Raw genomic sequence first — 10891 nt, forward strand, 5'->3', positions numbered from 1 at the left:
ATTGTTGTTAATTGGTGTGATATACAGTTGTGTCGACACCACGTAACCCCCCCCCGGGGCGCCGTGGGGGGGCCAACCGCTCGCGCGGACACCCCCACATCGGCGACCTGGTGTGGATCACGCCGGACGCGCCGGACCTCAGGCGTCGACCGCGGCCATCACGTCGTCGGAGACGTCGAAGTTCGCGTAGACGTTCTGCACGTCGTCGCAGTCCTCCAGGACGTCGATCAGCTTGAAGATCTTGCGGGCGCCCTCTTCGTCCAGCGGGACGTTCATGCTGGGGATCAGGGAGGACTCCGCCGACTCGTACTCGATGCCGGCGTCCTGCAACGCCGTCCGCACCGGGATCAGGTCGGTCGGCTCGGAGACCACCTCGAACGCCTCACCGAGGTCGTTGACCTCCTCGGCGCCGGCGTCGAGGACGGCCATCATCACGTCGTCCTCGCTGGTGCCCTCCTTGGGCACGATCACCACGCCCTTGCGGGAGAACATGTACGACACCGAGCCGGCGTCGGCGAGCGAGCCGCCGTTGCGGGTCAGCGCGGTGCGCACCTCGGTGGCCGCCCGGTTGCGGTTGTCGGTGAGGCACTCGATGAGCATGGCCACACCGTTCGGGCCGTACCCCTCGTACATGATCGTCTGCCAGTCGGCGCCGCCGGCTTCCAGGCCGGAGCCGCGCTTGACGGCGCGGTCGATGTTGTCGTTCGGCACCGAGCTCTTCTTCGCCTTCTGGATGGCGTCGAAGAGCGTCGGGTTGCCGGAGGGGTCGCCGCCGCCGGTGCGCGCGGCCACCTCGACGTTCTTGATCAGCTTGGCGAACATCTTGCCGCGCTTGGCGTCGATGACGGCCTTCTTGTGCTTGGTCGTCGCCCACTTTGAGTGGCCGGACATCTTCTACCTCCGTCTGTCATTGCACGCCTGCGTCGACTGCCGCACCGATTCCGCGCCGCATCCGGCGATCCGGCGGCCGGTCGGCCCCGCGGGAAGTGCCGCGCCGGGCGACGGCCCTGCCGAACCGCGGCAATCTTACCGAGGTCACACCCCGCCATGTCACACCCGGGACCGGCCCGGGGCGGCGGTGCGGCGTCGGGGCCCGCCCGAACCAACGGTCCGGGGGCCCGATCCATGCCCGCGCGTCGGCGTCGGCCGCTCAGGCGGTCCGCACCAACTCCACGAAGTACGCGTGCACGCGCAGGTCGCCCGTCAGCTCGGGGTGGAACGAGGTGGCCAGCAGATTGCCCTGCCGGACCGCCACGATCCGCTCGGCGGCCGGGCCACCGGTCACCTTCCCGATCACCTCGACGCCCGCGCCGACCCGCTCGACCCACGGCGCGCGGATGAACACGGCGTGGAACGGGTCGCCCGCCACGCCGGTGATCTCCACGGGCGCCTCGAACGAGTCGACCTGCCGGCCGAACGCGTTGCGCCGTACCGTCATGTCGATGCCGGCGAAACCGCGCTGGTCGGCGCGGCCGTCCAGCACCTCGGTGGCGAGCATGATCATGCCGGCACACGAGCCGTAGACCGGCATCCCGTCGGCGATCCGCTTGTCGATCGGCTCGCGCAGCTCGAAGATGTCGACGAGTTTGCTGATGGTGGTGGACTCGCCGCCGGGGATCACCAGGCCGTCGACCGCGTCCAGCTCGCCCGGGCGGCGGACCGGACGGGCGTCGGCGCCCGCCGCGGTCAGCGCCGCCACATGCTCGCGCACGTCACCCTGCAACGCGAGAACGCCGATCACGCTCACCAGCCGCGCTCGGCCAGGCGGTGCGGCTGGGGGATCTCGTCGACGTTGATGCCGACCATCGCCTCACCGAGACCGCGGGACACCTTCGCGAGGACGTCCGGGTCGTCGTGGAACGTGGTGGCCTTGACGATCGCGGCGGCCCGCTGCGCGGGGTTGCCCGCCTTGAAGATGCCGGAGCCGACGAAGACGCCCTCCGCGCCGAGCTGCATCATCATCGCCGCGTCGGCCGGGGTCGCGATCCCGCCGGCGGTGAACAGCACCACGGGCAGCTTGCCGCTCTCGGCGACCTCCTTGACCAGCTCGTACGGGGCCTGCAACTCCTTGGCCGCGACGTACAGCTCGTCGGCCGGCAGCGAGGAGAGCCGGCGGATCTCCTGGCGGATCCTGCGCATGTGGGTGGTGGCGTTCGAGACGTCACCGGTGCCCGCCTCGCCCTTGGAGCGGATCATGGCCGCGCCCTCGGTGATCCGGCGCAGCGCCTCGCCCAGGTTGGTCGCGCCACAGACGAAGGGCACGGTGAACGCCCACTTGTCGATGTGGTTGGCGTAGTCGGCCGGCGTCAGCACCTCGGACTCGTCGACGTAGTCCACGCCCAACGACTGGAGGATCTGCGCCTCGACGAAGTGGCCGATGCGGGCCTTGGCCATCACCGGGATCGAGACCGCCTCGATGATCCCGTCGATCATGTCGGGGTCGCTCATCCGGGACACCCCGCCCTGCGCGCGGATGTCGGCGGGCACCCGCTCCAGGGCCATCACCGCGACCGCGCCGGCGTCCTCGGCGATCTTGGCCTGCTCGGCGTTGACGACGTCCATGATCACGCCGCCCTTGAGCATCTCGGCCATGCCCCGCTTCACGCGGGCCGTGCCGACGACGGGGGCGGTACCGGTGCTCGGGGCGGTGGTGTCGGACACGGGTCAGCACTCCTTGGACCTGCGGTGGGAGGTGGCAGCGAAAATGCTACGCACCGCTCAACGCCGCGCCGACAGCCAATCAGAGGGCCGGTGGCCTGCACTGTGACCCCGCTCACCGGCCGTCGTCGGCGTCAGCTCCACCAGCAGAACCCGGTCAACCGGCCGGCACGTCCGCCGGCACGACGAGCGTCGGGTCGTCGATGTCGAAGTAGCGCGGCCACTGGCGACCCCGCCCCATCCGCAGCAACCGCACCAGCGGACGACTGCGCGCCGACCGGGCGTCGCGTACCAGATCGGTGTGCACCTGCCGGGACAGCGCGAGCCGGCGGCTCGCCGCGATGACCGCCGTGCAGTCCGGGTCGGTCGGGTCCAACCGCACCGTGCGTAGCTGCCGGGTCAGATCGTTCTCCGCCGCCTCCCGCTCGTCCGGCACGGCGTCGAGCGCGATCCGTGCCGCCGCGTACAGCTCGACGCCGAAGCGTCGCTCCGCCAGCACGGCGGCCGCCGCCGCACGGCGCAACAGGTGGGCGTCGAGGGCACGCGCCGCCAGCTCCGCGCGGCCCTGCAGCCGCTCGACCCGGCCGGCGGTCCAGATGAGGTACGCCGCAAGCACTCCCACGAGCACACTCGCGGCCACCACCCACCACATGTGCGGCATCGTAGTGCTGCTCCGTTTCTCCTCCATCGCGCGCGTCGACGCCGGTCACCGGCGTCACAGGAGCACCATCGGCCACTCCGGGTCAGCCCAGCCCCACCCATTCCTGGTCGATGACCCGCCCGTCGGTCGCCTCGATCGCCGCTGCGTATACCTCCAGAACACGGCGGGCAACCATGGGCCAGTCGAAATTCGCCACCACCTGATCGCCGCAGGCGGTCAGCGTCGCCCGCGCCATCGGGTCGTCGAGCAGCTCGGACAGGGCATGGCGCAGCCCCACCGCGTCGCCGGTCGGGAACAGCCGGCCCGCCCGCCCACCGTCGAGCACCCGGCGGAACGCATCCAGGTCGCTCGCCACCACCGTGGTGCCGGCGGCCAGCGCCTCGGTGAGGATCATCCCGAACGACTCACCCCCGGTGTTCGGCGCCACGTAGAGGTGCACGCTGCGCAGCATCCGCGCCTTGTCCGCCTCGGAGACCAGACCGAGGAACGTCACCTGATCCCGAATCTCGGCCGGGAACTGGTCGTACAGGTCGTCCGGGTCACCCGGGCCGGCGACCAGCAGCCGCAGGCCGGGACGTGTCGCCGCCAGCGCCACGAAGGCGTCCCGCAGCACCGGGAAGCCCTTGCGCGCCTCCGTGAACCGGCCCAGGAAACCCACCGTGCCGCCGGTGCCAGGCCCGCACTCCCCCGGCCAGTCCGGCAGCGGCTCGGCGTCGGCGAACTTCGCCACCGCCACCCCGTTGGGGATCTCCACCGCGCCGCCGTCCATGTGCTCGACCTGCACCTTGCGGGCCAGCGCGCTCACCGCGATCCGGGCGGTGATCCGTTCCAGCACGATCTGCAGGACGCCCTGCGCCGCGGCCAGCACCCGCGAGCGGGTCATCGCCGTGTGGAAGGTGGCCACCACCGGCCCGCGCGCCGACAGAACCGCCAGCAGGGACAGGCTCAACGTCAGAGGCTCGTGCACGTGCAGCACGTCGAATTCACCGTTGGTGAGCCAGCGCCGGACCCGGGCCGTGGAGACCGGGCCGAACGCGATCCGGGCCACCGACCCGTTGTACGGCAGCGGCACCGCCCGACCGGCGGACACCACGTACGCCGGCAGGTCGGCGTCCTCGTCGGCCGGCGCGAGAACGCTGACCTCGTGCCCGAGGGTGATCAGCGTCTCCGCGAGGTCGACGACGTGGTTCTGCACGCCGCCGGGCACGTCGAAGGAGTACGGGCAGACGATACCGATCCGCATGCGTCAGCCACCCCCTTCAGGACCGACCCGAGGTCGGTGCGGACAGCTCCGCGCCTCCCGCGCCGCGCTGGTCCAGCCACATCCGCTGCAACATGTGCCAGTCTTGCGGATGCCGGGCGATACCCGCCGCCAGACCGTCGGCGATCAGCTGGGTCAGCGACCGGACGCGCTGGTCCAGGGGCCCCACCTCGGGCCCCGGCACCGGCAGCGGACCGCTGAGCGACGCGCACGCCGCGTCCGGTTCGTACCACATCGACGCCACGTACAGCGGCGCTCCCGTGTGCAGTGCGAGCAGTGCCGGCCCGGCGGGCATCCGGGTCTTCCCGCCGAAGAAGTCCACCTCCACCCCACGGGCGGAGAGGTCCCGGTCGGCCAGCAACGGCACCACCGCGCCGGCGCGTACACGGTCCAGCAGCACGTCGAAGGCGGGACGCGGTCCGCCGTGGGTGGGCAGGATCTCCATCCCCAGCTGAGCCCGGAAGGCCAGGAACCGCTTGTACACGCCCTCCGGCTTGAGCCGCTCCATCACGGTGCTGATCGGCCAACCGGTGGCCGCCACCCAGGCGCCTGCGGCGTCCCAGTTGCCGGCGTGCGGCAGCGCCACCACCGCGCCCCGTCCGGCGGCGACGTCGGCCGCCAGCAGCTCCGCGCCGTCGAGGCGGAACCCGGACAGGATCTGCGCCCGGCTCAACGACGGCAGGCGGAACGCCTCCATCCAGTACCGGGCGTACGACCGCAGGCCACGCCGCACGAGGTCGTCCAGTTCGGCATCGGGCATCTCCGGGCCGACCACCCGGCGCAGGTTGGCGCGCAGTCGGGCCGTACCCCCGCCGTCACGGCGGTGCGCGCGGTCCGCGCCCGCCTGGAACGCCGCCGCCACCAACGGCCGGGGCAGCGCGCGGACCAGCCGCCAGCCCGCGACGTAGCCCAGCTCGGTGAGGTTCACGTGGCCCGGCCGCCGGTCGGGCGGGGAGTGGGCCGCGCGCCGGCCGCGCTCACGCCTGGCCGTCCGGCTGGAGCTGCTGGGCCTGGCGGTAGACGTGCGCCATCCGCTGCCCCACCGTGAAGATCGAGATGGCGGCCAGCAGCCAGAGCGCGATCTCCAGCGCCGGCTTCACGTTGAGGCCGGTGAGGATTCCGCCGACGCCGACGATCAGCAGTCGCTCGGTACGCTCGGCGATGCCCACGTTGCAGGTCATGCCCAGCCCTTCGGCGCGCGCCTTCACGTAGGAGACGAGCCCCCCGGCGGCCAGACAGAGCAGCGCGGCGGCGACCCCGGAGTGATCATTCTGAGTGGCCAGCCAGTACGCCACCGCGCCGAAGACGGCGCTGTCGGCGACCCGGTCCATGCTCGAATCGAGGAACGCGCCGAACCGGGTGGAGCCACCGCTCATCCGGGCCATCGTCCCGTCGAGCAGGTCGGTGAGCGCGAACAGGGTGACGATCAACGCGCCCGCGACCAGGTGGCCGCGGGCACCGAAGCCGAGCGCGCCGACGAGCACACCAACGGTGCCCGCGACGGTGACGACGTTGGGGGTGACGCCCGCGCGCAGCAGGGCACGGGCAATCGGCTCGACGACGCGGGTCATCCCCGCGCGGGCCGACACTTGGAAGATCTTCGCCATGGCGGTCCCCACGATAACGGTCCGCCCAGCTCCGGCCATAACGCCGGTCCCGGCGACCCGCCCGGGGCAAGCTTGTGCGTGTCCGGCAACGGGTGTGAGATCGAGCCGGAAGGTGACCCAGCTCACCCGCCCGCCCGTTGGTTTCCCACTTCGGGGCAGACCGCCGGAGGATGTTGCCGCGCACTCGCCCCGGGCCGCTTCCATCTCGCGCGGCGGTCGCCACCACCGGCTGAGGGAGGTGCGCCACCATGGCGCAGGAACATCGGGACAACGTCACCACCGGCGGCACGCCGGTGGTGACCGACCCCGCGCGGATACGCAACGTGGTGCTCGTCGGGCACTCCGGCGCGGGCAAGACGACGCTCGTCGAGGCGCTGCTCGCCGCGACCGGCACGACCGTGGGCGACCACGACCCCGCCGCCGTACGCCAGCAGCCCTCGGTGAGTCTGTCCTGCGCGTCCCTGCTGCACGACGGCATCAAGGTCAACCTGCTGGACACCCCCGGGAACGCCGGATTCGTCGGTGAGTTGCGCGCTGGCCTGCGGGCCGCCGACGCCGCGCTGTTCGTGGTCTCGGCCTCCGGCGGCATGGACGCGGCCACCGTCGCCCTGTGGGAGGAGTGCGCCGCGCTCGACATGCCGCGCGCTGTCGCGGTGGCCCGTCTCGATGCGCCCCGCGCCGACTTCGACGAGGCGGTGGCGCTCTGCCAGCGGCTCTTCGGCGACAACGTGATGTCCCTCTACCTGCCGATGCTCGGCGACGACGGCGTCTCCACCGAGGGGCTGCTCGGGCTGATCACCCGCCGGGTCTTCGACTACACCGCCGGGCTGCCCGCCGACGTGCGCGCCCCCGACCCGGAACACCAGCGGGCCATCGACGAGTCCCGGGACGAGCTGATCGAGGGGATCATCGCCGAGAGCGAGGACGACACCCTCATGGACCGCTACCTCGACGGCGAGGAGATCAGCGACAAGGTGCTCGTCGACGACCTGGAGAAGGCCGTGGCCCGGGCCCACTTCCATCCGGTGGTGCCCGTCTGCGCCGAGACCGGCGTCGGCCTGGACGCGCTGCTGGAGGTGCTGACCGCCGCGTTCCCGTCACCGCTGGAGCGCGATCTGCCGGCGGTCACCGGCGTGGACGGCTCCCCCCGCCCGCCGCTGAGCTGCGACCCGGACGGCCCGCTCGTCGCCGAGGTCGTCAAGACCACCGTCGATGAGCACGTCGGCCGGGTCTCGCTGGTCCGGGTCTTCACCGGCACGCTGCGCTCCGACGCGACAGTGCACGTCCGCGGGCACGGCACGGCCGAGCGGGGGCATGCCGACCACACCGCCGACGAGCGGGTCGGGCAGATCCACACGCCGCTGGGCGCGACCCTGCGCGCGGTGCCGCACTGCGTGGCCGGTGACATCTGCGCGATCACCACGTCACCGAGCGCGGAGACCGGTGACACCATCTCGGCCGAGGACGACCCGCTGCTGATCGCGCCGTGGGAGACGCCCTAGACGACATCGTCAGGGCAGCCAGCCGGAGGTCACGGGTGGACCGTGGGATGGGTGGGGCGGGGCCAGTGCGGGCGGTCGGCGTCGCGCAGGGCCGCGGTGCGCAGGGCGGCGAGTTGGCGTTCCACCTCGACGAACTGGTCCGCCGGCAGCGGGCCCCGATGCAGCGCCGCGGCGTTCTCCTCGACCTGGGCGACCGTACGGCAACCGGGAATCGGGACGGCGTGCCCGCTGCGCGCCCAGATCCAGCCCAGGGCACCCTGGGCGAGGGTACGGCCGTCGGCGGTCAGCGCGGCACGGACGGCGCCGACCCTGCGCAGCCACTCCGGCGCGGGTCGGCCGCCCCGGAACCACTCCAGCCAGCCCGGCGCCAACCCGCGTACGTCGTCGCGGGGCAGCGTGGACGCGGCCGTGTACTTGCCGGTGAGCAGCCCCATCCCGAGGGGCCCCCGGTTGATGCTGGCCAGGTCGTACTTGTCACAGACGGCGAGCATCTCGGGGGCGTCGCGCAGCACCGACAGGGCGTGCTGCACGGTGGCGGCCCCCGGAGCGGCGTGCCCGAGCGCGGCGGCGCGGTCGGGACGGTCGGTGCTCCACCCGTACGCGCGGATCAGGCCCTCGGCGACCAGCTCCTCACAGACGGCGAACAGCGCCTCCGCACGGTGCACCGGCAGGTCGGCCAGGTGCAGCTGATAGAGGTCGATCCGGTCGGTGCCCAGCCGACGCAGCGACCCGGTGACAGCCCGCCGCAGGTGCGCCGGCGACGCGTCCTCCCCGGTCGCCTGCCGGGTCGCCTCGTCGAACGTGTAACCCCACTTGGTGGCGATCACTGCCTCGTCCCGCCGGCCGGCGAGCGCACGGCCCAGCACCCGCTCACCGTGCCCCGCGCCGTACGTGTCGGCGGTGTCGAACAGGGTCACGCCCTCCTCGAGCGCCCGGCGCACGGCTCGCACCGACTCGTCGTCGTCGACCGCTCCCCAGCCCAGCGGCTGGCTGCCCTGCGCCCAGGGACCGGCGATCGCCCAGCACCCCATGCCGAGGGCGCTGACCTCGATGCCGCTGCGCCCCAACATCCGTGTCGTGACTGCCATCGGCCGATCGTGCCACCTTCACGGTGGCGGGACGTAACAACCACCGAGGCGGAAAACTCGGTGCGGGAACGCCGACGGGGTACGGCATGATCGTCGCCATGCGACGGCTGGGCGTGGACATCGGCGGGGTGCTCATCGAACCAGCCGACGACGACGCCGACACCTCCTTCTTCGGCGCGCACTACCTGCGCACGCCCATGGTCGACGGCGCGTTCGACGCGCTCGCGGCGCTCGGGCCGGCATTCGACGAGGTGCACCTGGTCTCGAAGTGTGGCGAGTCCACCGAGCGGCGGACCTGGGAGTGGCTCGCCCACCACGACTTCACCGCCCGCACCGGGATCCCCGTCGAGCGGGTGCACTTCTGCCGGACCCGTCCCGCCAAGGCGCCGATCGCCCGGCGGCTCGGCCTGACCCACTTCGTGGACGACAAGTTGGAGGTGCTCGGCTACCTCGACTCGGTGCCGCACCGCTTCCTGTTCCGACCCCGGCCTGCGCAGGTCACCGCGTACGCCACGCTGCTGCCGCTCGTACACCGGGTGGAGAGCTGGCCGGAGCTGACAACCCTGCTGCGCGCCGACTGACCCGACCGGCGCGGACGTCGCGCCGATCGGGGCGGGCCCGGCGGGTCAGGACGGCCAGGCGCGGGCGAACAGGTCGCGGGTGTCACCGAGTAGCTGCGGCAACACCTTGGTACGGCCGATCACCGGCATGAAGTTCGCGTCGCCACCCCAGCGGGGCACCACGTGCTGGTGCAGGTGGGCGGCGATGCCGGCACCGGCCACCCCGCCCTGGTTCATGCCCAGGTTGAAGCCGTGCGCGTTGCTCACCTTGCGGATCACGCGCATCGCCGTCTGGGTGTACGCGGCGAGCTCGACGGTCTCCGGCTCGTCGAGGTCGGTGTAGTCGGCGACGTGCCGGTACGGGCAGACCAGCAGGTGCCCCGGGTTGTACGGATAGAGGTTGAGCACGACGAAGACGCGCTCACCACGGGCCACCACGAGGCTCTCCTCGCTGGGCAGCCCGGGGGCGAGACAGAACGGGCAGCCGGTCGGCTTCTCGTAGCCCTCGGCGGGGCGGTCCTCACCCGAGATGTAGGTCATCCGGTGCGGCGTCCAGAGCCGCTCCAGGCCGTCCGCCATGCCGCCGCTGTCCGTGTGTCGCTCCGCCCCTGTCACGAGCCGATCCTACGGAGCCAGGTCGGCGGGCCGCGACACCCGTGACCGGAAACTCGCTGCTGCAACTTCTTGACGGAGTCGAGACTCAGCCATGAAACTTCCATTCATTCATTTCATTAGATCAATGGATGGAGAGTCACATGATCCGTCAGCTCGGCCGAATCCTCGCGGCGCTCGCGCTGGCCGCCGTCACCACGGTGACCGGGGTCACCCTCACCGCCAGCGCCGCGCACGCGGACGGCTGCTACACCTGGGGTCGCAGCCTGTCCCAGGGGATGTCCGGCGAGGACGTCCGGCAACTCCAGATCCGCGTCGCCGGCTACCCCGGCTACGGCGCCGTGCTCACCATCGACGGCGCCTTCGGCCCCGCCACCCGGTCCGCGGTGATCCGCTTCCAGCAGGCGTACGGGCTGGGCGCGGACGGCATCGCCGGCCCGCAGACGTTCAACCGGCTCTACGCGCTCCAGGACGACGACTGCACGCCTGCCAACTTCAGCTACGCCGAGTTGAACAACTGCAACAGCACCTGGTCCGGCGGCGCGGTCTCGGCCAGCACCGCCCGCGCCAACGCGCTCGTTTCCATGTGGAAACTCCAGGCCCTGCGGCACGCCCTCGGCGACGTGCCCATCGCGATCAGCAGCAGCTTCCGCAGCTACACCTGCAACAGCGCGGTCGGCGGGGCGTCGAACAGCCGGCACCTGTACGGCGACGCCGTGGACCTGGTCGGCTCACCCTCGTTCTGCCGACTCGCCCAGCAGGCCCGCTACCACGGCTTCGCCCAGATCCTCGGCCCCGGCTACCCCGACCACAACGACCACACCCACGTGGCGGTGGTCGGCGGCTGGTCAGCGCCGAACTGCGGCATCTGACCCAGTCGACGCCCCTCCGGGCGTGATCGTGCTCGACCATGGAAGTAGTGGCCTCCCCTGCGCGGGAGGC

11 protein-coding genes and 1 pseudogene are annotated in these 10891 nt (G+C 72.0%); 3 read left to right on the forward strand and 9 right to left on the reverse strand.

Annotated elements, in window-relative coordinates; genetic code table 11:
- Window positions 1–138: 138 nt before the first annotated feature.
- From ABZV06_RS31390 to pgsA, 7 genes are all read right to left on the reverse strand, one after another.
- A complete protein-coding gene (locus tag ABZV06_RS31390) occupies window positions 139–891 on the reverse strand; it encodes a YebC/PmpR family DNA-binding transcriptional regulator (protein ID WP_139587604.1) in 753 nt (250 codons plus the stop codon).
- Window positions 892–1150: 259 nt separating this feature from the next.
- Complete coding sequence (gene pdxT / locus ABZV06_RS31395) at window positions 1151–1741, reverse strand: pyridoxal 5'-phosphate synthase glutaminase subunit PdxT (RefSeq protein WP_355625883.1); 591 nt, start codon at window positions 1739–1741, stop codon at window positions 1151–1153.
- A 2-nt stretch (window positions 1742–1743) separates the two neighbouring features.
- On the reverse strand, window positions 1744–2661 hold the full coding sequence (gene pdxS / locus ABZV06_RS31400; protein WP_355625870.1) for a pyridoxal 5'-phosphate synthase lyase subunit PdxS: 918 nt from the start codon (window positions 2659–2661) through the stop codon (window positions 1744–1746).
- Window positions 2662–2815: 154 nt separating this feature from the next.
- Window positions 2816–3319 (reverse strand): hypothetical protein, encoded by a 504-nt coding sequence (locus ABZV06_RS31405; protein WP_355248756.1) that lies wholly within the window; start codon window positions 3317–3319, stop codon window positions 2816–2818.
- A gap of 82 nt (window positions 3320–3401) precedes the next feature.
- Window positions 3402–4562, reverse strand: a complete 1161-nt coding sequence (locus ABZV06_RS31410; RefSeq protein WP_355625872.1) for a glycosyltransferase family 4 protein — start codon at window positions 4560–4562, stop codon at window positions 3402–3404.
- 16 nt (window positions 4563–4578) lie between these two features.
- Window positions 4579–5508 (reverse strand): phosphatidylinositol mannoside acyltransferase, encoded by a 930-nt coding sequence (locus ABZV06_RS31415; protein WP_355625873.1) that lies wholly within the window; start codon window positions 5506–5508, stop codon window positions 4579–4581.
- Window positions 5509–5557: 49 nt separating this feature from the next.
- On the reverse strand, window positions 5558–6187 hold the full coding sequence (pgsA, locus tag ABZV06_RS31420) for a phosphatidylinositol phosphate synthase (protein WP_355625875.1): 630 nt from the start codon (window positions 6185–6187) through the stop codon (window positions 5558–5560).
- A gap of 248 nt (window positions 6188–6435) precedes the next feature.
- Between pgsA and ABZV06_RS31425 the strand changes: the two are divergent.
- Window positions 6436–7686, forward strand: a pseudogene (locus ABZV06_RS31425) (GTP-binding protein); the annotation flags it as partial.
- Window positions 7687–7718: 32 nt separating this feature from the next.
- On the opposite strand, the gene ABZV06_RS31430 reads toward ABZV06_RS31425, so the two are convergent.
- Entirely contained in the window at window positions 7719–8777 is a 1059-nt protein-coding gene (locus tag ABZV06_RS31430; RefSeq protein WP_355625877.1) for an aldo/keto reductase, read from the reverse strand.
- Window positions 8778–8863: 86 nt separating this feature from the next.
- Here ABZV06_RS31430 and ABZV06_RS31435 point away from each other — a divergent pair, with 86 nt between their 5' ends.
- Window positions 8864–9358, forward strand: a complete 495-nt coding sequence (locus ABZV06_RS31435) for a hypothetical protein (RefSeq protein WP_355625879.1) — start codon at window positions 8864–8866, stop codon at window positions 9356–9358.
- A 45-nt stretch (window positions 9359–9403) separates the two neighbouring features.
- On the opposite strand, the gene ABZV06_RS31440 is transcribed toward ABZV06_RS31435, so the two are convergent.
- The gene (locus ABZV06_RS31440) at window positions 9404–9916 is read right to left on the reverse strand and encodes an HIT domain-containing protein (protein WP_355248808.1); all 513 of its coding nucleotides are present in this window, start codon (window positions 9914–9916) and stop codon (window positions 9404–9406) included.
- Between the two features lie 176 nt (window positions 9917–10092).
- Here ABZV06_RS31440 and ABZV06_RS31445 point away from each other — a divergent pair, with 176 nt between their 5' ends.
- On the forward strand, window positions 10093–10821 hold the full coding sequence (locus ABZV06_RS31445; protein ID WP_355625881.1) for a D-Ala-D-Ala carboxypeptidase family metallohydrolase: 729 nt from the start codon (window positions 10093–10095) through the stop codon (window positions 10819–10821).
- The last annotated feature ends 70 nt before the right edge of the window (window positions 10822–10891 follow it).

This window comes from Micromonospora sp. NPDC005172 (assembly GCF_040608555.1).
Taxonomy (GTDB): domain Bacteria; phylum Actinomycetota; class Actinomycetes; order Mycobacteriales; family Micromonosporaceae; genus Micromonospora.